We start from the raw sequence: 19,647 nt of genomic DNA, 5'->3' as shown, positions 1-19,647 counted from the left end.
GCTGCGCGTCTTTCGAGAAATCGGATGCACGAGCGAACGGCGGTCGCTTAGCCGCGCCTAACCGCGCTTGGCTGCAACGGAATTGGCGACACCCCACACCGCGCTCAGCACAAGTACTTGCGCTGAGGCAAGAGCGAGCAGTTCCTGAAACACTGCGGCGAGAATGAACTCGGCGATCGCGAGAATGAGCGCGACGATACCAACAACGGCGAACCCGCTCTTCGCGAGGAGTCGGTCGCGTTCGTCGCGGTATTCGATCGCATTAAGCCGGAGGACATCGCTGGCTTTCTGGCCTCGCGCGTATACGGCACTGGCGAAGATGAATACCGCCGCGAGGAGCAGGAGGGTCATTTCGAACCAGTTGCCGGTGACTCCTGTGACGACTGCTGCGGCAACGAGAACGCACAGCAACACCACGTTGATGGCTGAAATCTTCAAACGACTAATTGTCTTCAATGTGAAACACTTCCTCAATCGTCGACCCAAAGAACCGGGCAAGCCGAACAGCGAGAATCAGGGATGGGTCGTAACGCCCTGTCTCAATGGCATTTATGGTCTGGCGAGAAACGCCGAGCGCTTCGCCTAGAGCTGCCTGCGAAAGCCCAGCAGCCTGGCGCCTATCTCTAATCTCAGATTCCATGTGACAAGCATCCTTTACACACTCGGCTGGTGTCAAGCGGGCTTGTCATTATGCGCCTCTAGGCTTACGCGGGCTTGCCTGTCACACTGATCGAATGAGCAGAACGAACGCCACCCGGATGCCCGAACTGATGTCACACGAGCGCGAAGCGTTAGACGCGCTGCTCGATTCGGAGATCGTCGGGAACGTCGCCTACGTCAATGACGACGGCAGCCCAGGGCTACTGCCAACAGCAGTTGCCCGGCTTGGTGATTCGCTCATCGTGCACGGATCGACCGGCTCGCGGTGGATGCGCCTCGTCTCCGGAGTCCCAGCGGCAGTGTCCGTCACCTCGCTCGGCGGGATCGTTGTCGCCCGATCGGCATTTGAGTCGTCGCTGATCTATAGCAGCGCCGTGCTGTTCGGGTCGTTTCAGGTACTCCACGGAGACGAGAAGTCCGCCGCGCTCGATGCACTGACCGAGAAGTTGATCCCGGGGCGCCTGCGCGAAGTTCGCCCGAACAATAAGAAAGAGCTCGCAGCAACACTCGTGCTCGCCCTTCCCGTTGACGAGTGGTCTCTCCGCGTCTCCGATGGCTGGCCGGAAGACACCGACGACGATATCGCCGATGATGCGTGGGCCGGACAGGTGCGATGGGGAACAAGAGCTGCGACCGTCGTTGACGCGCCTGACCTGCGCTCCGGCATCCACGCACCAGAGTCGGTTCGAGCGCTGCATGACCGCGGCTGACCGACAACAGGCGAGTTGCAGAAAATAGGCGGCCAACAGAAAAGGGCGCCACCCCCGAAGGAATGGCGCCCAGCCGAGCTACCCGAATGGCTCGACTCCGCGGTTAAGCTTTTGTTTCTGCAGCAGGCTCAGCAGCAGCCTTTGCCGCCGCTTTCTCAGCTGCCTTCTCTGCTTCAGCTTTCTCAGCCTCGACAGCGAGCCACGCATCACGCTTGGCTCCCGGCACCCAACCCGTGTTGACGACACGGATCTGGAAGATGGATGCCACAACAACGAGCACGACCGCAATAAGAATGGTCAGAACCACTCCCACTGCCGGCACGCCGCTCAGCAGGCTGACGCCGATGAGGGTTCCGAACCAACCGAAGTCAGCATCGCCGAAGGTGCTGTTGGCGAAGCCAAGCTCGCCGAGCACCAGCAGCAGGATCGCGGGCAGGATCGTGATGAGAACACCGTTGACGAAACCACCGATTACCGCACCAATTCGTCCACCGGTCGCGTTGCCGTAAACGCCAGCACCACCACCCGTGAAGAAGTGGGGAACCATGCCGGGCAGGATCAGCGCAAGGCCGAAGACCGGGCCAAGCCACGTTGCCAGGAGTGCGAGCGAGATGAGCCCACCGAGGAACGATGCGAGGAATCCGATCAGCACAGCGTTCGCGGCGAAGGGGAATACCAGCGGGATGTCGAGGGCCGGCTTGGCACCAGGAACAACCTTTTCGGCGATTCCCTGGAACGCAGGAACAAGCTCGCCGAGGATCGTGCGCACACCGTAAAGGATGATCGCGACACCAACGCCGAACTGCAGTGCTTGAGCAAATGCGGCCATGATGTAGGCACCGGCATCCGCTGATCCGAAGACGTCGAACGCTTCTTGCTGCGGCAGGGCGATGAGGCCCCAGACGGCGAAGACCAGGTAGATGAGCACCATCGAGATTGCGGTGGCGACCATCGAGTCACGCAGGAACTTGAGGCCCTGCGGGAAGTTGATCTTCTCCGTGGAGTGGCTCTTCTGACCGGTTGCCTGACCAGCAGCACCGGCGGCAATGTAGCCGAGGGTACCGAAGTGGCCGATAGCGATGGTGTCGTCACCCGTGATCTTCTTGGTCCACGGATGAGCGAACGCCGGCATGACGACCATGATTACGCCGAGCAGCAGTGCGCCGATCAGGATGACGAGCCAGTTAAGGTCGGGGCCGAAACCAACAGAAAGCACAACGCTGAGCAGCAGCGCCATGAACACCATGTGGTGGCCGGTGAGGAACACGTACTTGAGCGGCGTGAACCGAGCAAGGGCGAGCATCACGATGAAGCCAAGGGTGAGAACGTAAGCGCTAGTGGCGCCGTACTCGACCGAGGCGAGGGCTGTGATGACCTCGTTGGTGGGGATGACACCCTGCGCCCCCGTGACCCGAAGGATCAGGTCACCGAGTGGGTTGAGCGAACCAACCACAACTCCGGCGCCGGCGCCCAAGATCAGGAAGCCGAGCGCGGCCTTAAGGCCACCGCCGATAACGGCTCCGGCTGGCCGCTTGAGAGCGATGAGCCCCACTGCGGTAATGATTCCGACGAGATAGGCCGGAACGTTGAGGATCTGTTGTCCGAGGAAATTCAGGACTACAACAAGCCACTCCATTGTGTTCTCCCTTGAGTTTGTTGGTTAGGCGAAAAGATGAAGCGTTATTCGGGCAGCGCTGCCTTGAGCTTTGCTGTGATCTCTTCGAGGTCGAAGAAGTTGTCGATAATGATGACGTTCGCAGGAACCTCGCCGATCTCGTCGGCAAACTCTTCCGAGGTCAGTACGATCTGTGCGTCGCGAGCCATGCCGCGAGCCACACCGATATCGGCAGCCTCGACATCGGCGTCGACACCGAGGGTGCGAAGAACTTTCTCTGCATTCATCTTCAAGAGCACGGAGGTACCGATACCCATTCCACAGACCGCAACGATCTTCATGTCTTTGCCTTTCGATTTCGAGAGTGGTTTACTGCGTGTTCTCTCGGATGATTTCCCGGAGTTGTTCTGCGGAGGTCGCCTCAAGGAGGCGGTCGAGATCGCCGCTGAGCACTCCAGCGAGGTTCGACATGGTGGCGAGGTGTGAATCGTGGTCGACGGCCGCAAGGCCAACGATGAGTCGAACGGGGTCGTTAGCCGAGTGGCCAAATTCGACCGGAGTCGCCAAACTGACCCAGCTGAGTCCCGTCTTAAGCACGGCAGGCGACGGTCGCGAATGTGCCAGTGCGATTGACGGTGCGATAACGATGTATGGCCCGAGTTCTTCGACGGCGCGGATCATTTCGGCGGTGTATTCGTCGGTGGTTGAACCGGTGGCGACGAGGGCATCGCCGGCAATGCGAACGGCGGAACGCCAGTCGCTCGCGTCAGCGTGCAAGACGATCGCGTCGTCGCTGAGTTCGTCGGCCAAGGTGTCGCTCACTGCATCCTGCTCTCTCACCGGTCGTTCACGCACTCACTTAATGAGCGCGCTGGGCGCTTGTGAGCCTAGTCCCCCAACAGGACTTATGTCTACGAATATCCCTAAGTGGCTATTTCTCGCCGTATTTCGCCAAAGAAGCATCGTCTTCTCTGGTCAACCGGCTAATGCGATCCGGCTCGAAAAGTGCGTCCTGCGCAATAAGCGACGCCCCAATGACACCTGCCTGATGCCCCAACTTGGCGGGAATCACCACGAGATCACGGCGAGAGAAGGTGGTAGCGTCCTGCAGCAGTCGCTCGCGGATGGGGTCAAGGAAGATTGCTCCCGCGTGCGCGATATTGCCGCCCACGACCACAGCAGAAGGGTTCAGCAACGCGACAGGATCGAGCAGCGCCTCACCGATTTGGCTTCCAGCATGTGCCAAAATTTGGGCAACTCCCGGATGGTCGCTGGAGGCCAGCTCCACAATGTCAGCACTCGTGCGCACCGAAGTTCCCCGCGCGTGCAGCTCGCGTTTGATCGCACGGCCGCTGGCCACCGTATCGAGGCATCCGACTCGTCCGCACAGGCACTCCTCGTCGCCGCCGACGGGCGAGTGCGCAAGATCTCCCGCCCCACCACGACCACCGTGATAAACACGGCCGTCAAGAACAAGACCGCAACCGATGCCCATTCCGACCTTCAGAACGATGGCATCAGCGTGCTCCGGCCACCCCAAGCGATGCTCAGCGATCGCGAGAATGTTGACGTCGCGATCAACAGCGAACACCGCCCGAAAATCGTCCGGGAAATAATCTTTGACAATGACATCCGCCCACTGGGCATTGACCTGCGGCGAGGCGATTCGGCCGCTAGTCGGATCGACGGGGCCGGGAACGCCGACACCGATTCCGCGCACATCTGCGCGCGACTTGCCGAGTCTGGCGAGTAGGTGATCGAAAACCTGACAGCTCCAGTCGAAGATGTCGTCGGGGCCATGACTGAGCCCGATATCGGCTTCGTCTTCGAGAAGGATGTTCGACACCAGGTCGGTGATGGCGAGGCGTGAGTGCGAGCCACCGATATCCATCGCGAGCAGCAGACCGGCATCTTTGTTGACGACAAACTCTTCGGGCGGGCGCCCGCCGCGGGAGTCAGACTGGCCGGCGCTAACAATGATGTCGGCGTTGAGCAGTTCGTCGAGGCGACGCGCGAGCGTGATTCGCGACCAGCCCAGCTGCGCGATGAGATCCGAGCGGGTGGTCGCCTGGGCTGAACGGATGAGATCAAGCACGACGCCAGAACCCGTCGAGATCACGTGCGCCATAGCTTTGTCCTCCGCATTGTGACCGACCGTGACGGAAAGTCTACTTCGTGACTGCGCAGATCTTTCTGCACACATTGACTTTAGTACACTTGTAGACCAAAGTGTCAGGTATGTCAGAAACCGGCCTCCCCTTTTCAGGAAACATCACTCCCGCTGAAGCGGATTCCCTGCGCGCAGCCATCGCAATCCCCGCCCACGTCGTGCAAGCCAAAGGCCACGGCCACGGCGGAACAGCCATGGCGCTGGCGCCCCTCGCCCACGTGCTCTACCAGCGGATCCTGCGCCACAACCCCCACAACCCCGCCTGGCTCGGCCGCGACCGCCTCGTGCTCTCCGCCGGCCACGCCAGCCTGCTGCTGTATGTGCAGCTATTTCTGACGGGCTACGGGCTTGAGCTCGACGAACTGACCAAAAGCCGCACCCTCGACAGCCGCACCCCCGGGCATCCAGAGATCGAGCACACCCCCGGCATCGAAATGAGCACCGGGCCCCTCGGCCAGGGAGTCGCCTCTGCCGTGGGCATGGCATTGGCCGCCCGCCGCGAGCGCGCCCTCTTCTCTCCAAACAACGACCTGCTCGACACCACCATTTGGGCCATCGCCGGCGACGGCTGTATGCAAGAAGGAGTAAGCGGCGAAGCATCGAGCCTGGCCGGCACTCTCGGCCTCGACAACCTCGTCGTGATTTGGGATGACAACAACGTCACCATCGACTCCACCGGCGAAGCAGCCTTCAGCGAAGACGTGCGCGCACGCTATGCCGCCTACGGCTGGCGAGTGCTCGACATCGCCGACGCCAGCAATCTTGACGAGATTGAGTCCGTGCTCGCTGACGCGCAATCACGCGATGGTCGGCCAACATTCGTCGCTCTGCGCAGCGTGATTGGCGCACCATCAGCGCAGTTCTCTGGCAAGCCCGCTGCCCACTCTGGCGGATTCGGCGACGACGAAGTTGCGGCCATCAAAAGTGCACTCGGTTTTGCTCCGGATGCCCCTCTCAACGACCTCATCACCGACGACGGGCTCGCCTTTGCCCGCGGCGCCCTCACTCGCGGCCAAGCCGCAGAAGACGAATGGAACGCGGCACTCTCGACGTGGAAAGCTGCAGAGCCCGCCGCGGCGAGCGCCTGGCACTCCTTCCGCAAGCCCGATGCGACAGCAGCACTGAGCGCACTCGAGGCGATCAAACTCCCCGCGGTTGGCGCCCCATCGGCCACCCGCAAACTCAACAGCGTCGCTCTCAAGGCACTGCAGGGCACGTCATCGCTGTGGGGCGGATCAGCAGACCTCGCCGGCTCTACGGGAGTAGATGTGCCCGGCTCCGCCGTGACCGCGAGCAACCCCGGCGGCGAATTCATCCGCTTCGGGATACGCGAGCACGCCATGGCAGCGATACTCAACGGCATCGCGATTCAGGGGCCATGGCGACCGTTTGCGTCGACCTACCTTGTGTTCAGCGACTACATGCGGCCGAGCATCCGCCTCGCAGCTCTCATGCAGTTGCCTGTCGTTTATGTGTTCACTCACGACAGTGTTGCGGTTGGTGAGGACGGGCCGACGCATCAGCCCGTTGAGCAGATTGCCTCACTGCGCACCGTGCCCGGGCTTGATGTTGTGCGCCCCGCGGATGCCGCAGAGGTCGTCTCCGTGTGGAAGCGCCTGATCGCGCAACCCGCTGGCCCCACGGCTCTCGTGTTTTCTCGCCAAGATGTTCCCGTGCTGCACGAACGCGACGACTTGGATGCCAAGGTCGCCCACGGCGGCTATGTTGCGTGGCAGCACGGCGACGGCCTCGATCTCGCACTTATTGCCACCGGCAGCGAGGTCTCACTCGCCCTTGAGGCAGCCGAAGCATTGGCCGCGGACGGCGTCGGCGTTCGGGTTATCTCGATGCCGAGCGTCGAGTGGTTTGCGGCGAGCGATGCTGCGTACCGCGAGAGCGTTCTCCCTGCAGCTATTGCCGCCTGTGTTGCCGTTGAGGCTGGACGCGGTGACGGCTGGTACCGCTGGGTCGGGCTCGACGGCGAAGTAGTGAGCGTCGAAGAGTTTGGCGAATCTGGTTCGGGTGCTCAAGTGATGGCTCGACGTGGGATCACGCTGGAGGCAGTGGTGGCCGCAGCTCGCCGCACCCTCGAGCGCTAGGGCCGAAGCGGAGAGGCGAGCCCGTTCTCTAGCCTCCGAACGACGTTCAGCGCTGCGCTGCCGCCAACATCCCTGCCAATTTAGCCCTGATTTGATACGGTGAGAGGGTAGCCGCGATAGTCGGCTCCCGACGACGGATCAGTACCGGGTATGCGACAAGACTGGCCAAGGAGACTGTTGTGTACTGGCTTATTCTGATTCTTTCTGGCGTGCTCGAAGCCGTGTGGGCCACCGCCCTCGGCAAGTCGGAGGGCTTCACGAAGCTCTGGCCTACCGTAATTTTCGGCGTTGCGATTCTCGCCAGCATGGGTGGCCTCGGTTATGCCATGCGCGAGATCCCCATTGGCACCGCCTACGCAATCTGGGTCGGCATCGGCGCCGCGCTGACCGTCACCTATGCGATGATCTTCGGCGGAGAACCCGTCTCGTGGGTCAAGGTACTGCTGCTCATGGGGCTCGTCGGCTGCGTGGTGGGGCTCAAGCTCGTCGACTCTGCGAACTAAACGTTTCTCGGTGCAGGTTTAGCGCTTGCGGCCTTTCGACGAGGGATCACCGCGAGACGTGCACGACCGCAGCGATGAGCCCGAGCATCGCCGCGAAGTCGAGGGCGCCCCACGAGAAGATTCGCTGGTGTTGCCCTAGGCGCACTCGCCACCGCACAAGCCCGACGACCGCGACGAGGAGCCCCAGCCACCAGGCGACCGAGGTGACGAGCTCGACCTCGTCGGAGCGATCCACCGTGTTCGACGCGTTAACCTCGTATTCCGCGAAGAACGCTGCATAGCCTGCGGCGATGGAGAGGGCGATGAACGCGCCACCCGCCAGCACGAAGAGAATGCTTCCATACAGCCGATCCCACCCCCGCTGACGGAGCGCACTGCCCACAATGGCTGGATCAGCGTGCTTTCGCAGGCGCCATTGGCGCGCACTGATCACGTTCACGAACGCGATGCCCACCGACCCGATGACGGAGAGCGAGAGAACGACTCCAGCGGGGAGCTCAACAGCAAAAAGCGCGATAGTGCTTGCCAGGATGAAGGCGGCGAGCCCGAGTGGCCCCAGATAAAGAAGGGCTACCGGCGCGAGCATCCACGCAGGAATGTCGCTGGCGACAGCGAACGATGCGGCCCCCAGCGCAATGACGCCGGCACCGATGACGTAGGCGACCTGAGCACGCTGGTGGTCGACAACATCCGTTAGGGCCATATTTGAGAATAAGCCAAAAATGAGATTGGTGGCAGTTCAGAGTTGCGTTGCTGCTAGACCGCCGGCGAGACGGGAGTTGGCTTCTTGAGCAAGAGCGTCAGAGTGCCGGCAACGACAAGCACGATGCCGACGAAAGCGAGAAGTACCAGTCCCGCGCCGAGCGTGACAAAGCTCATGCGGCTGAAGTTTACCATCATCACGAAACCGTCGAACATGCAGACGAGTCCGACGATGATCGCAACCACGCTGACGGCGATGCGCGCCCACCGCTTGCGAAAGACCAACGAGATCACGGTGAGCGCCATCAGGGCGAGCATGAAGAGCACCAGAATGACACCCTCTCCCCCTTTGCTGTCACTGCCGAGCTCCGCGGCAAGTTCATCGGAGAAGAAGTTGATGCTGGCCGAGATGCCAAACCCCGATACCGAAGCGAGCGGCAGGAACAGACTAAAGAGGCCGATGAAGGCCGCGACGAGGATCGTAATTTGGGTCACGGTCGGCCACATCGCGGAGCTCGGCGATTGCGCTGACCGCTCGTTCACCGCATTGTGGATCGACTTAGCTGCTCCGCTTGCCGCCGGCGCGACAGTCTTTGTGAAGTACTGCTTCGCCCCCGAGGCCATTTGCTTCGCCCCCGCAGCCATCTGCTCCACCGAGACATCGCTTGCTTTACGTTCCGTGATGATCTCTCCCGCTGCGACGGCGGCGTGATACTCACTCAACAGCGGCTCGCGGCCTTGTTCTCGGCTGAACCGCGCGGTCCACTCAGCTTCCGGCACCGGCTGAGGGGATTGTTCGGCGGCCGTGGGCGGCGGAGCGGGGTTCTGCGTCTGCTGGCCGATCCATTCGGCGAGACCGGGATAGCAGTTGGGGTGCGCAACGATCGCGTTCCACAAATCGGGTCGAGACCCTGCGAGCTGGCCCAGCGTCGCCGCGGGCACGGAGGGATCAGCGAGGTCCGCAAGAGTGAAGCTTGCTGGTTCAGGTGCAGTCATAGTGATCTCTTCGTTCTCATTGCGGCCGGAGTAGTTCGAGGTTGTTTATTGAGGTTATGCCAAATTTGATCAGAGCAATGGCTGCGGGGTTGAGGGGGTGTCGATCGACGCCCGAACCCCCGCCGTGCAGCCGCAAGCGGTGCTGTCGGTTCACTGCAGTTTCGGCCAAAAGACTGGGGGTAGACAAAGTTTTCTGAAAAATGTCTAAAAATAACGGATTGGTAACTAGACAGCGTTATGTTTCCGTTATACATTCATAGGGCAGAAGTTGTTTGCTGTGGCAGCTACTGCGGAATGTGATTGCAGGACACTCTTGGTGCAAAGGGAGAGGGTCGGTTTCATGCCTCTGAAACCGGCCCTCTAACTATTTAACGGATGCCCGAATCCCGGGGCGGGCACGACCTAGGCAGGCACGATCTAGGCTGGCACGACCACCGAATCGAACGGACACCGTGACCGCCGCCGCGCTACATCCGGATGTCGACCACGCCATCCACAGCCTCGGCGACGCGCTGCCCGAGCACGACCAACTCGTGCCTGAGCCCGACAATGCCGAATACGGGGCCGTCACCACGCTCCCCGCTGCAACCCGGTTTCGGGTCGCGAAACTCACCCCCACCAAACCCGGGTTCTTCGTCACGGTCTGGCGGCGAGACGCCGATGGCACTACGCAACCATTCCCCAGCGACGATGACACGCAGCACCTCGTCGTCGTCACCCGCGACAGCAACAGCTTCGGCGCCTTCGTCTTTCCGCTCAGAGTGCTAGTCGCCCGCGGCATCGTTTCGGTCGACGGCCATGGCGGCAAACGTGGCTTTCGCGTGTACCCGCCCTGGGCCGACACCCGCAATCGTCAAGCGCAGAACACCCAGCGCTGGCAGTGCGAGCACTTTCACCCGCTCAGCGGACGCTGAGAATGCCGGATGCCGGATGCGACGACCGTGCCGATCGCAACGAACCAGCGCCGCCAGCCGCCCCCGCGATCTACTCCGCGTCGCTCTCGCGAGTCCGCGCCGACCCGTCTTCGATCTTGAGCTGCTGAATGGGGAACGGGATCTCGATGTTCGCATCGCCGAGCGCCTTCTTGATCGCCTCAAGCACCTGATCTTGCGCCTCGACGGCTTCGCGGCGGTTGGGCGGGTTGATCCAGAACCGCACCTCAAGATTCACGCTGAAGTCACCGAGCGACGTCACCAAAACGGTCGGGGCGGGGTCGTCGATGATGCCGGGCAACGCGGTGATGGCGTCGACGATAGCGGCACGAGCATCCGCAATGCTGTCGTCATAGCCGATGCCGACCGCCACACTCAGCCGCCGCTTGTCGAAGGCCGTGTTGACGACAACACGCTCGGTATAGAGCTGACTATTGGGGATCACGACCACCCGATTGTCGTAGGTGCGCACCCGCGTAGCCCGCACCTGAATGTCAATAACTTCACCCTCGTGATCGCTCGACACGATCTGATCGCCGATACGAAACGGACGGGTGAACAGGATCAGGATGCCCGACAGCAGGTTCTGAAAAATGTCTCGGAACGCGAACCCAATCACCACACCGCTCACGCCGAGGGTGCCGAAGAGTGACGCCGGCGTGATCGTCGGAAAAATGATCGTCAGCGCCACCAGCAGCCCGAACGCGAGAATCGACCACGCGACCAAGCGGCTCAGCACGACCTGCAGTCCGCGCGGCTGCCCTGCTCGCCGCGCTGCCGACCGCACGAGCTTCGCCACGAGCCACGAAATACCCCAGAAGATCACAAAGGCCAGCACGCCGAGAATCACATTCGGCAGCGCCAAGAAGAGGTCCGTGAAAATGCCCTGCACCCGGTCGAGCACATCGCCGAAGTCAGCAGTCTCGTAACGAACACCGAAGAAACTCATAGCCGGTCACCCCTCTCGCGCATCGCCACCATCGGCAACGCGACCTGTGAGGTGCGATTTTACGCCTGCTCTTTTCAGGCGCGAAACGTAGAGTGGCGGGGTGAGCGCAAACCAGAATCAGCCCTCCGTCGTGTGGTTGCGAAACGACCTGCGACTAGCCGACAACCCAGCCCTGACGGCGGCCGTGAGTGAAGGCCGACCACTCGTGGTTGTGTACATTCATGACGAAACCGGCGACGGCATCCGGCCGCTGGGTTCGGCAAGCAAGTGGTGGCTGCATCACAGCCTCACTGCTCTGGATGCCGCCCTGCAGAATCTGGGCGGCCAACTGACCCTGCGTCACGGCCCCGCCGCGCAGGTGCTGCCGGCGCTCGTGGACGAGCTCGGCGCCGCCTCGGTGCACTGGAACCGCCGCTACACGGCAGCCCGCGATATTGACGCTGGCCTCAAAACGAGTCTGCGCGAGCAGGGACTCACGGTCGAAAGCCATCAGGGCAATCTATTGAACGAGCCGTGGCAGATTCGCAACGGGCAGGGCGAGCCGTACAAGGTTTTCACCCCGTATTGGCGTGCGGCGCAGGAGCCCCGGTGCGCGAGTTGCTTCCGTCGCCTGAGGCGAGTGCGCTGAGTTGGCCCGCCGACTCCCCCGCGAGCGACGACCTCGCCGACTGGTCGCTGCTGCCGATGCGCCCCGATTGGGCCGAGGGATTGCGCGAGACGTGGACTCCCGGTGAAGCGGGCGCGCTCGATCGCCTCGAAAGCTTCGTTGCCGACCGCCTTGCCGACTACCACCGCCGTGACGAGCCCTCCGTGGATGCCACGAGTGGCCTCAGCCCGCACCTGCGGTTTGGCGAGATCAGTTCTGCGCAAATCTGGCACCGGCTGCGTGGATCGGGCTCTGGTTCGGGCAACGGCGCAGGCTCGGGCTCGGCTGGCATCCCCACCGCGGCCCGCAAGAACGTCGCCAAGTTCCTGAGCGAGATCGGCTGGCGCGAATTCTCGACCGCCCTGCTCTTCGAGAACCCTCGCCTTGCGACCGACAGCTACCGCCCCGCCTACAACGCGTTCCCCTGGGGATACACGGTCGACGAACTCGGCGGCGTGGACGAACCCGCGGGAGTCAGCGAAGTCGAAGCGTGGCGTCGCGGCCGCACCGGCATCCCCCTCGTCGATGCCGGGATGCGCGAACTTTGGCACACCGGCACGATGCACAACCGCGTGCGCATGGTCGTCGCAAGCTTCCTCATCAAGAACCTGCTCATCGATTGGCGCGCGGGCGAGCAGTGGTTCTGGGACACCCTCGTTGACGCCGACGAGGCCAGCAACCCCGCCAACTGGCAGTGGGTCGCGGGATCCGGGGCGGACGCCGCGCCTTACTTCCGTGTGTTCAACCCGGTGCTGCAACAGAAAAAGTTCGACCCTACGGGCGCCTATGTCTCATATTGGATTCCGGAACTCGGCACCGACGCGTATCCCGAACCGATTGTGGATCTCGCCGAAACCCGCCGCGAAGCCCTCGAGGCGTACACGGCCGTGAAGGCCGCGGCGGCGGAATAGGCCGCTGGATGCACCACTCGGCACTTCGCCAGACTCCACTCAGTTGACTGCCAGCTTGCTCTCACAGCCCCGGAATCATGCGGATCTGAGGGCGAGAGTTGCCCGCATCCGCATGCCAGATTGCTTGAATTTCGCGTTTCTTGGAATGACCCCCAAACCGGTCACAGCCTCGCTCCGGAGTACTCATTGCGGCTCGGGAAAGACTCGAGACGCACGGCCCCACCGGGCCAAAAATGTTAGAAGGAGTTCAGTAATGAACGCATTCACGAAGAAGACCACGATCGGCGCAACCGCTACTGCAGTAGTACTGATCGCAGTTGGAGCCGCAGCTCCCGCCATGGCAGCAACCGGCGACAGCGACTCCTCGACGAAGGGCTACTCCTACTCATCCTCCAGCAGCACCGACATCCCGGTACTGATCGCACCTCAGGTTGGCGATGTTGACCTCCTGCGCAGCGACATCCTGGGCGGGGACATTCTCGGCGGCGGAATTCTCAACGGTGACCTCCTCAACGGAAACGCGATCGCGTCGGGCAACGAAGTAAACGCCCCCGTTGCTTCCGGCAACGACACTGCGATCGGCAACATCAGCGACTCGGCCAACGTCAGCGACGTTGCGAACGACGCCAACGTGTCTGACGTCGTCGACAACGCGACTCAGGTAACCGACGTTGTTGACAACGTCACCGAAGTTACCGACGTGGTTACCGATGTCACCGACAACGTCAGCGACATTGTGAACGTTGACGACATCCTCGACGGTGTTATTGACACCGACGACCTCATCGGTGGCATCACCGGTGACCTTGGTCTCGACGGAATGTTCAACTAACTTTCTTCACCCGCTTGCCCTCGCCTGATGTTCTCCGGGCGAGGGCAAGCGTCGTTAACTACGTCTCGCCGTACTTCAATCTTCGGCTCTAGACTGGGCGCATGTCGGTTACAGAGCTCTCGGTCAGCACCCAGAACTACCTGAAGACCGTGTGGAGTCTTTCCGAATGGTCAGATGCCCCCGTCACCGCCACCGTGATCGCCGAACGCACCGGCTACACGCTTTCGAGCGTCTCGGATGCCGTGCGTCGCCTCACCGATCAAGGCTTCCTCGACCACGCCCGCTACGGTTCCATCGCGCTCACTGATGTGGGACGCGCTCACGCCGTGGCAATGGTTCGCCGCCACCGCCTCATCGAATCGTTCCTCGTGAGCGTGCTCGGCTACAGCTGGGACCAGGTGCACGACGAAGCCGAGAACCTTGAGCATGCCGTCTCCGACTTCATGGTCGAGCGCATCGATGAGTTTCTCGAACACCCCACCCGCGACCCGCACGGCGACCCGATCCCCAGCGCCGACGGCGTGATCACGATTCCGGATGCCGTGCAGCTGAGCCGCGTCGCCCCCGGCAGCACCGTGGTCGTGGAACGCATCTCTGACGACGACCCCGAGCTGCTCAAGTTCTTCGAAGAGCGCGGCATCGTGTTCGAAGCGAAGCTCAGCGTGAACGCCGGGGCGCCGTATTCGGATGCGCTCGAGGTTGTGGTGCTGGGTGGCGTCGACGGCGAAACCAGTGGGGCGAGCAACAACGGCGGGCGCCAATCCGCCGGGCCGATCAGCCTGGGCCGGAGCGCGACCGACGCACTCTACGTATCGGGCGGCACCCTCACCGAATAGCGTGAGGCGCACCGCGCGGGTTCGGCGCGCTGGCGGTGTTTTTGCCTTTACTGGGCGGCGAGCATCCGCTGCCGCTTCCTAGCACCGAGGCGCTTACCGATCACGCCCTGCGTGGGGCTAAACAGGTAAACGAGCGCGAAGATGCAGCCTTCGACGAGCACGATCATGCCGCCGGATGCCGTGTCGAGGTAGTAGCTGAGGTAGAGCCCGGTGACTGCGGCGAGCGCCGACATCGCCGGGGCGATCACGAGCATGCGCGAGAAGCGATCGGTGAGTAGGTAGGCGGTGGCGCCGGGGATGATGAGCAGCGCCACGACGAGAACGACGCCGACCGCCTGAAGGGCAACGACCGCCGTGAGGGCGAGGAGCCCGAGGAGGGCAGCGCCGAGAACCTTGGGGTTGAGGCCGATCGCGTGAGCGTGGGTGGCGTCGAAGGCGTAGAGGGTGAAATCGCGGCGCTTCACGAGAAGGATCGTGAGCGTGATCGCACCGAGGATGAGCACTTGGGCGAGGTCGGCCCAGGAGACTCCGAGCAGGTTGCCGAAGATGATGTGGTTCAGGTCGGTCTGCGACGGGGTTATCGAGATGAGCACGATTCCGAGGGCGAACAGGGTGGTGAAGACGATGCCGATCGCGGCATCCTCTTTGATCCGGCTCGTGTTTCTTACGATGCCGATGAGGGCGACGGCAAGGAAGCCAAAGATGACCGCGCCCACAGCAAACGGGGCACCGACAACGTAGGCGAGCACGACGCCGGGCAGCACGGCGTGCGAAACGGCATCGCCCATGAGCGACCAGCCCACGAGCACAAGCCAGCACGAGAGCACCGCGCACACAATCGCGGCGGTCACGCTCGTGGCGAGAGCCCGCACCATGAAGTCGTAACTGAGGGGTTCGAGGAGAAAGTCGAGAGGGTTCACGCGGCGTCTCCCGCCGTGACATCGAGGCCAAAGGCCCGTGCAAGGTTTTCGGGTTTCAGCACTTCGGCGGGAGTGGATTGCAGCAGCACCGTGCGCATCAGCAAGATCGCTTCGTCGGCGAGCTTCGGCAGCGCATTGAGGTCGTGGGTGGAGACGAGCACGGTGGCTCCCTCGGCGGCGAGCTCGCGCAGGAGTGTCGTGATTGTTCCCTCGGAGCGTTTGTCGACGCCGGCGAATGGCTCATCGAGCAACAGGATCGTCGCGCCCTGGGCAATGCCGCGCGCCACGAATGCCCGCTTCTTTTGGCCGCCCGAGAGCTGGCCAATTTGGCGGTCGGCGAGGTCGGTCAGTTCGACGCGGGCGAGCGCCGCGGCAACGGCAGCTTTGTCTGCAGCCTTCGGGCGGCGGGAGATGCCCATATGCCCGTAGCGGCCCATCATCACCACATCGCGCACCGAGAGCGGGAACGCCCAGTCAACGTCTTCGCTCTGCGGAACGTATCCAACTGCTCCGGCCTTGCGCGCGAGTGCAGGCTGCTGACCGGCCAGCGCGACCGTTCCGCGGTCGGGGCGCAGCATCCCGGTAATGGTCTTGAAGAGCGTGGACTTGCCCGAGCCATTCATGCCGATGAGGCCGTAGATGCGGCCGGGCGCGAGGCTGAGGCTCACGTTGTCGAGCGCGAGAACGTCACCGTAATGAACGGTGACGTTGCGCACGTCGATGGCGGGCACGATCATCGCGGGCGCTGAACCGAGCGGGACGGATGACGCGGCTCCCCCGCCGTCTCGTGCAGCGCCGGCGCGCTCGCCACTCATTCCGACACCCCGGTCAAACCGGCGATGATGGTCTCGGCGTCGTGGCGCAGCAACTCGAGGTAGGTGGGCACCGGGCCGCCTTCCTCCGACAGCGAGTCAACATAGAGGGTTCCGCCGAAGCTGGCATCGGTGGCTTCAACGACCTGCTGCATCGCGCGGTCAGAGACCGTGGATTCGCAGAAGACGGCGGGAACGTCGTTGGCCCGCACGAACTCGATCACAGAGGCAATCTGGCGCGGCGTCGACTGCTGCTCAGCGTTAACCGCCCAGAGGTAATGCTCGCTGAGCCCTGCGTCGCGCGCCAGGTAAGAGAACGCTCCTTCGCACGAGACGAGCGCGCGCTGTGACGCCGGCAACTCGGCGAGTTCGGCCGTGAGTTCATCGTTCACGAGCTGCAGTTCGGCTTTGTAGGCCTCGGCATTGGCGGCGTAGTCGGCGGCATTATCAGGGTCGAGCTTGGCGAACGCGGCCTCCATATTGTCGACGTAAATCTGTGCGTTGAGGGGGCTCATCCACGCGTGCGGGTTGGGCAAACCAGCGTAGGCATCCTCGGTGATATCGATCGGCTCCACCCCGTCAGAAACCACAACATGAGGAACGTCGAGACCATCGACGAACTGCTCAAACCACACCTCGAGATTGAGACCGTTATCGAGAATCAGGTCGGCTTCGGCGGCTTTGGCGATGTCGCCGGGCGTTGGTTCGTAGCCGTGAATCTCAGCACCCACCTTGGTGATGGATTCCACCCGCAGGTTGTCGCCGGCCACGTTCTCGGCGATATCGGCGAGCACCGTGAACGTGGTGAGCACGACGGGGCGGTCGTCGTCTGGGTCGGTCGTGGCACCAGCATCCGACACCGCAGTGCAGCCGGTGAGACCGATAAGAAGGGCGGATGCCGCAGCGGCAATCGTCGTCGCGCGCGTGGTGTGCCGGCGCCCTGTTGCAGCTCTCATTCCCATGTTCTGATCCTATGTTGGGAGAGCCTCTTTAAGAAACTACGTTGAGACGTAGTTAGCGTGAAACCTCAACGATCGGTAATAGTTGCGGATCTTTCTCCTGCGCATGATTGGCGCAGGAGAACGCCACAAGCCCCTCTACAGCGCAGGCCGTTCGGCACCCAACGCGAGCGACCGCTGAGCTTCCTGAACTATCACCGGATTGGCATTTTCCTCGACGATTAGCTCAAGGATGAGCGTGGCATCCGGATGATTGAAACTCTCGAGCGCACGCGCGATTTTCCACTGCATGAGCTCGTCATCAGGGTTGCCGCGAAGCTTCTCGGTGAGCGCGTGAAGCGCAGCCAGCCGATCCGTCGTTGTCGCCGCCGAATAGAAACAGAGGAAGCCAACGGCATCGATCGCCTCAACCGCCTGCGTCCGCGATCCGTCGACAACGGCCGCGATCAAGGGCGGCAACACCACAGGGCCCATACGCGCGAGAATCCGCGCCACGATGTCTCGCGGAAGCGGGTAGCTAGTCTTCTTGAACGCTTCGGCGGAGGGCTTTTCGTGCTGATTCCGCCCGATAGCACCGAGCAGCGGAATGAGCAGCTGGGCGGTTTCGTGGCCGCCCGCTTGGAGCGCTTCGCACAGTTCGAGCTTGGTATAGAGCTTGGTCTCTCGCATGAGTCGCTCCACGAAAAGCTGATTCAGCGAAGCATCCGGAGGCGCAGCACGCGAAAGTAACCGCACCGCGGCTGATCGCTCGACAGGGTCAGTGGAGTCCAACTGTTGCGTCAGCTCAGCCGCCGACAAGTGGCGGGACGCATCGAGGTCCTCGTCGCGCAAAAATCCACGACCACGCAACTGACTCACTGAGCTCTTCATGTGACCGCAACTTTATCCCGAGCGGGTCAGCCGGATGCGGTGGCGCACTGCTACTGCGACCTCACACCTGACATCGGCATCGGCATCTCGTAGTGGGTGACCGAAGCCTGTGTGATGACATCAGCGCATTCGGCGCTCCGCTTGTGACCCGGTTCGAACTCCGGGATGCGGAGGCGAGTATTGCAGTCGAACTGCGGTGCTGAATATAGTTGAGCTAATCGAGAAGGGACCAACGATGTTCAGACGGTTTCTCAATGTGATGGGTCGGGTCGCTAAGCGCCTGGCATTCGTGTTTACCCAGTTAGGCGGAGCGGCCAACGGTGGCCGAAGCGCGGATCCCAGCGCTCGCTCACTCTACGAAGACCGCGAAGACCGCGAAGACCGCGAAGACTACCGACCGTAATAGGTTCCCCTTGCGAACAAAGAGACCCCACCCGCTGTCGCGTCCGGATCCTGGCTGAGGTAACGACGTCCGTTAGGGCTTTGAACCAGCGGGTGGTTTGGCTGCTTCGATTGGCTTCCCTGTGGGGCGCGCGTAGTAGGCCCACGGAAACCACATTGTTCCTATTCGGTGCCATCCGTCGCTCTCGAGGCTGTGTCGGCTGGATCCGAATGCGGCAACGCGTCGGTGTTCCCATTGCTCATCGGACTGGATGACGTCGTGGAAGTACATTCCATAGTCAATCGAATGCCACCCCGTGCGTCCAGCTTCGTCAAGCGCGTCCATCTCGTTGAACGCGGTCAGGGGAAAGAGGCGACGCTTGTCCCCAGCGTCATGAACGTCGATGCTGTCTATTGCCCGTCCGAACCTCTGCTGGGCTGCTTGCCGGCTCATGCCAAGTCGTTGCCCGATACGCTCCCAGCTAACGCCCGCCTGACGAGCGGACGTGACGGCAAAATGCAGAAGCTGACTGATCTCCGCCGCGCTTCGGGATGTCAGATCAATGAGGTCCAGATAGGAGTCGGGGTCGTGTTCCAGGCGCCCCGCCAGTGCTGGGTCAACCGACGCAAGCGCCTCGGACAGGGCGCGGCGCAGAATATCGTCGGCCCGCTCGGGTTCTTGGCTCACCGGTCGCGGGGTGGCTTGGGACGTGCGATCACCACGGCCAAGTAAGCCCCAGCTGCGCCGATCAGCAACACGGCGACAACGAGTACTACGACCTTGATCGCAATGGAAGCCACAAGAAGCGAGGACAGCGCGAGACCAACGGAAGCAAGCGCGAGAAATGTAGATACGAACGCTGCCCGCGACTTCAGGGCCGAATTTTCAGGAACCATGTGTCAATCATAGATTGACTAAGTCTTTTGTCAACCATGGATTGACGTGCGATCCGTATCGGTCCTGACTGGTGCCTTTCGCGTTGTCACCGTGGACTTCTTTGACCCGCCGTTCCGTTCGAGGTTCCCCTTACGGACGTTCGCGGTCGCGAACCGCCCAAGTGGGGTACACCCTAAATAAACGTCAAGGTGCGCCAACGCTCCCCGGCATTCATGCGTCATCCTGACACCGTAGGCTTCATTTCTT

Annotated in this window: 22 protein-coding genes, 1 pseudogene and 1 riboswitch; of the genes and pseudogenes, 8 read left to right on the top strand and 15 right to left on the bottom strand. The window is 62.1% G+C overall.

What is annotated here, in order from left to right:
- Positions 1 to 57: 57 nt before the first annotated feature.
- Together ON14_RS11755 and ON14_RS11750 are read right to left on the bottom strand one after the other, a co-directional pair.
- Positions 58 to 438, bottom strand: a complete 381-nt coding sequence (locus tag ON14_RS11755) for a hypothetical protein (RefSeq protein ID WP_010205339.1) — start codon at positions 436 to 438, stop codon at positions 58 to 60.
- A gap of 4 nt (positions 439 to 442) precedes the next feature.
- Positions 443 to 640, bottom strand: a complete 198-nt coding sequence (locus ON14_RS11750; RefSeq protein ID WP_010205337.1) for a helix-turn-helix transcriptional regulator — start codon at positions 638 to 640, stop codon at positions 443 to 445.
- A gap of 94 nt (positions 641 to 734) precedes the next feature.
- Between ON14_RS11750 and ON14_RS11745 the strand changes: the two genes are divergently transcribed.
- The gene (locus tag ON14_RS11745; RefSeq protein ID WP_026037703.1) at positions 735 to 1,370 is read left to right on the top strand and encodes a pyridoxamine 5'-phosphate oxidase family protein; all 636 of its coding nucleotides are present in this window, start codon (positions 735 to 737) and stop codon (positions 1,368 to 1,370) included.
- Between the two features lie 103 nt (positions 1,371 to 1,473).
- Here ON14_RS11745 and ON14_RS11740 read toward each other — a convergent pair whose 3' ends face one another.
- The 4 genes from ON14_RS11740 to ON14_RS11725 all read right to left on the bottom strand — a co-directional run bounded on the left by ON14_RS11740 (position 1,474) and on the right by ON14_RS11725 (position 5,113).
- Complete coding sequence (locus ON14_RS11740; RefSeq protein WP_010205334.1) at positions 1,474 to 3,006, bottom strand: PTS ascorbate transporter subunit IIC; 1,533 nt, start codon at positions 3,004 to 3,006, stop codon at positions 1,474 to 1,476.
- Positions 3,007 to 3,050: 44 nt separating this feature from the next.
- On the bottom strand, positions 3,051 to 3,326 hold the full coding sequence (locus ON14_RS11735; RefSeq protein ID WP_010205333.1) for a PTS sugar transporter subunit IIB: 276 nt from the start codon (positions 3,324 to 3,326) through the stop codon (positions 3,051 to 3,053).
- Between the two features lie 28 nt (positions 3,327 to 3,354).
- Positions 3,355 to 3,807 carry a PTS sugar transporter subunit IIA gene (locus ON14_RS11730; RefSeq protein ID WP_010205331.1) on the bottom strand — a complete coding sequence of 151 codons (453 nt, stop codon included), beginning with the start codon at positions 3,805 to 3,807 and terminating at the stop codon, positions 3,355 to 3,357.
- Between the two features lie 109 nt (positions 3,808 to 3,916).
- The gene (locus tag ON14_RS11725; protein ID WP_010205329.1) at positions 3,917 to 5,113 is read right to left on the bottom strand and encodes an ROK family protein; all 1,197 of its coding nucleotides are present in this window, start codon (positions 5,111 to 5,113) and stop codon (positions 3,917 to 3,919) included.
- Positions 5,114 to 5,223: 110 nt separating this feature from the next.
- Here ON14_RS11725 and ON14_RS11720 point away from each other — a divergent pair, with 110 nt between their 5' ends.
- Both ON14_RS11720 and ON14_RS11715 read left to right on the top strand, forming a co-directional pair.
- The gene (locus ON14_RS11720) at positions 5,224 to 7,254 is read left to right on the top strand and encodes a transketolase family protein (protein WP_010205328.1); all 2,031 of its coding nucleotides are present in this window, start codon (positions 5,224 to 5,226) and stop codon (positions 7,252 to 7,254) included.
- Between the two features lie 105 nt (positions 7,255 to 7,359).
- Positions 7,360 to 7,424: riboswitch (guanidine-III (ykkC-III) riboswitch) on the top strand.
- Positions 7,425 to 7,433: 9 nt separating this feature from the next.
- Positions 7,434 to 7,757, top strand: a complete 324-nt coding sequence (locus tag ON14_RS11715) for a DMT family transporter (RefSeq protein ID WP_010205327.1) — start codon at positions 7,434 to 7,436, stop codon at positions 7,755 to 7,757.
- A 46-nt stretch (positions 7,758 to 7,803) separates the two neighbouring features.
- On the opposite strand, the gene ON14_RS11710 is transcribed toward ON14_RS11715, so the two are convergent.
- On the bottom strand, positions 7,804 to 8,460 hold the full coding sequence (locus ON14_RS11710; protein ID WP_010205325.1) for a hypothetical protein: 657 nt from the start codon (positions 8,458 to 8,460) through the stop codon (positions 7,804 to 7,806).
- 53 nt (positions 8,461 to 8,513) lie between these two features.
- The gene (locus ON14_RS11705; protein WP_010205324.1) at positions 8,514 to 9,455 is read right to left on the bottom strand and encodes a variant leucine-rich repeat-containing protein; all 942 of its coding nucleotides are present in this window, start codon (positions 9,453 to 9,455) and stop codon (positions 8,514 to 8,516) included.
- A 452-nt stretch (positions 9,456 to 9,907) separates the two neighbouring features.
- On the opposite strand from ON14_RS11705, the gene ON14_RS11700 reads away from it, so the two are divergent.
- The gene (locus tag ON14_RS11700; protein ID WP_010205323.1) at positions 9,908 to 10,369 is read left to right on the top strand and encodes a MepB family protein; all 462 of its coding nucleotides are present in this window, start codon (positions 9,908 to 9,910) and stop codon (positions 10,367 to 10,369) included.
- Positions 10,370 to 10,439: 70 nt separating this feature from the next.
- Here ON14_RS11700 and ON14_RS11695 read toward each other — a convergent pair whose 3' ends face one another.
- Positions 10,440 to 11,336, bottom strand: a complete 897-nt coding sequence (locus ON14_RS11695) for a mechanosensitive ion channel family protein (RefSeq protein WP_010205322.1) — start codon at positions 11,334 to 11,336, stop codon at positions 10,440 to 10,442.
- Positions 11,337 to 11,436: 100 nt separating this feature from the next.
- Between ON14_RS11695 and ON14_RS11690 the strand changes: the two are divergent.
- The 3 genes and pseudogenes from ON14_RS11690 (at position 11,437) to ON14_RS11680 (ending at position 14,561) form a co-directional block, all read left to right on the top strand.
- A pseudogene (locus ON14_RS11690) lies at positions 11,437 to 12,893 on the top strand (cryptochrome/photolyase family protein).
- A gap of 253 nt (positions 12,894 to 13,146) precedes the next feature.
- Positions 13,147 to 13,725 carry a hypothetical protein gene (locus ON14_RS11685; RefSeq protein ID WP_010205320.1) on the top strand — a complete coding sequence of 193 codons (579 nt, stop codon included), beginning with the start codon at positions 13,147 to 13,149 and terminating at the stop codon, positions 13,723 to 13,725.
- A gap of 101 nt (positions 13,726 to 13,826) precedes the next feature.
- Complete coding sequence (locus ON14_RS11680; protein ID WP_010205319.1) at positions 13,827 to 14,561, top strand: metal-dependent transcriptional regulator; 735 nt, start codon at positions 13,827 to 13,829, stop codon at positions 14,559 to 14,561.
- 47 nt (positions 14,562 to 14,608) lie between these two features.
- Here ON14_RS11680 and ON14_RS11675 read toward each other — a convergent pair whose 3' ends face one another.
- From ON14_RS11675 to ON14_RS11660, 4 genes are all read right to left on the bottom strand, one after another.
- Positions 14,609 to 15,481: a metal ABC transporter permease gene (locus ON14_RS11675; protein ID WP_010205317.1), complete on the bottom strand. Its 873-nt coding sequence runs from the start codon at positions 15,479 to 15,481 to the stop codon at positions 14,609 to 14,611.
- Positions 15,478 to 16,218 (bottom strand): metal ABC transporter ATP-binding protein, encoded by a 741-nt coding sequence (locus ON14_RS11670; RefSeq protein ID WP_026037702.1) that lies wholly within the window; start codon positions 16,216 to 16,218, stop codon positions 15,478 to 15,480. The genes ON14_RS11675 and ON14_RS11670 overlap by 4 nt, the downstream gene beginning before the upstream one ends.
- Before the next feature lie 74 nt (positions 16,219 to 16,292).
- Positions 16,293 to 17,255, bottom strand: coding sequence for a metal ABC transporter substrate-binding protein (locus tag ON14_RS11665; protein ID WP_010205314.1), 963 nt, complete (start codon positions 17,253 to 17,255; stop codon positions 16,293 to 16,295).
- A gap of 135 nt (positions 17,256 to 17,390) precedes the next feature.
- The gene (locus tag ON14_RS11660) at positions 17,391 to 18,122 is read right to left on the bottom strand and encodes a hypothetical protein (RefSeq protein ID WP_010205312.1); all 732 of its coding nucleotides are present in this window, start codon (positions 18,120 to 18,122) and stop codon (positions 17,391 to 17,393) included.
- Positions 18,123 to 18,357: 235 nt separating this feature from the next.
- On the opposite strand from ON14_RS11660, the gene ON14_RS15870 reads away from it, so the two are divergent.
- Complete coding sequence (locus ON14_RS15870) at positions 18,358 to 18,525, top strand: hypothetical protein (RefSeq protein WP_158000091.1); 168 nt, start codon at positions 18,358 to 18,360, stop codon at positions 18,523 to 18,525.
- 72 nt (positions 18,526 to 18,597) lie between these two features.
- Here ON14_RS15870 and ON14_RS11655 read toward each other — a convergent pair whose 3' ends face one another.
- Positions 18,598 to 19,191, bottom strand: a complete 594-nt coding sequence (locus tag ON14_RS11655; RefSeq protein WP_010205311.1) for a hypothetical protein — start codon at positions 19,189 to 19,191, stop codon at positions 18,598 to 18,600.
- Positions 19,188 to 19,400: a hypothetical protein gene (locus ON14_RS11650; RefSeq protein WP_010205310.1), complete on the bottom strand. Its 213-nt coding sequence runs from the start codon at positions 19,398 to 19,400 to the stop codon at positions 19,188 to 19,190. Before ON14_RS11650 ends, ON14_RS11655 begins: the two co-directional genes overlap by 4 nt.
- Positions 19,401 to 19,647: the final 247 nt, after the last annotated feature.

The sequence above is a fragment of the Salinibacterium sp. PAMC 21357 genome, from assembly GCF_000247645.1.
In the GTDB taxonomy this organism is placed as follows: domain Bacteria; phylum Actinomycetota; class Actinomycetes; order Actinomycetales; family Microbacteriaceae; genus Rhodoglobus.
This window is presented reverse-complemented; position numbering and strand designations above follow the sequence as displayed.

Bases quoted from the DNA above. Each gene is read 5' to 3' on its own strand.
- ON14_RS11725 (WP_010205329.1), bottom strand. From the start codon at position 5,113: ATGGCGCACGTGATCTCGACGGGTTCTGGCGTCGTGCTTGATCTCATC.
- ON14_RS11650 (WP_010205310.1), bottom strand. From the start codon at position 19,400: ATGGTTCCTGAAAATTCGGCCCTGAAGTCGCGGGCAGCGTTCGTATCT.
- ON14_RS11720 (WP_010205328.1), top strand. From the start codon at position 5,224: ATGTCAGAAACCGGCCTCCCCTTTTCAGGAAACATCACTCCCGCTGAA.
- ON14_RS11740 (WP_010205334.1), bottom strand. From the start codon at position 3,006: ATGGAGTGGCTTGTTGTAGTCCTGAATTTCCTCGGACAACAGATCCTC.
- ON14_RS11705 (WP_010205324.1), bottom strand. From the start codon at position 9,455: ATGACTGCACCTGAACCAGCAAGCTTCACTCTTGCGGACCTCGCTGAT.
- ON14_RS11710 (WP_010205325.1), bottom strand. From the start codon at position 8,460: ATGGCCCTAACGGATGTTGTCGACCACCAGCGTGCTCAGGTCGCCTAC.
- ON14_RS11745 (WP_026037703.1), top strand. From the start codon at position 735: ATGAGCAGAACGAACGCCACCCGGATGCCCGAACTGATGTCACACGAG.
- ON14_RS15870 (WP_158000091.1), top strand. From the start codon at position 18,358: ATGTTCAGACGGTTTCTCAATGTGATGGGTCGGGTCGCTAAGCGCCTG.
- ON14_RS11735 (WP_010205333.1), bottom strand. From the start codon at position 3,326: ATGAAGATCGTTGCGGTCTGTGGAATGGGTATCGGTACCTCCGTGCTC.
- ON14_RS11750 (WP_010205337.1), bottom strand. From the start codon at position 640: ATGGAATCTGAGATTAGAGATAGGCGCCAGGCTGCTGGGCTTTCGCAG.
- ON14_RS11685 (WP_010205320.1), top strand. From the start codon at position 13,147: ATGAACGCATTCACGAAGAAGACCACGATCGGCGCAACCGCTACTGCA.
- ON14_RS11670 (WP_026037702.1), bottom strand. From the start codon at position 16,218: ATGATCGTGCCCGCCATCGACGTGCGCAACGTCACCGTTCATTACGGT.
- ON14_RS11695 (WP_010205322.1), bottom strand. From the start codon at position 11,336: ATGAGTTTCTTCGGTGTTCGTTACGAGACTGCTGACTTCGGCGATGTG.
- ON14_RS11680 (WP_010205319.1), top strand. From the start codon at position 13,827: ATGTCGGTTACAGAGCTCTCGGTCAGCACCCAGAACTACCTGAAGACC.
- ON14_RS11660 (WP_010205312.1), bottom strand. From the start codon at position 18,122: ATGAAGAGCTCAGTGAGTCAGTTGCGTGGTCGTGGATTTTTGCGCGAC.
- ON14_RS11665 (WP_010205314.1), bottom strand. From the start codon at position 17,255: ATGGGAATGAGAGCTGCAACAGGGCGCCGGCACACCACGCGCGCGACG.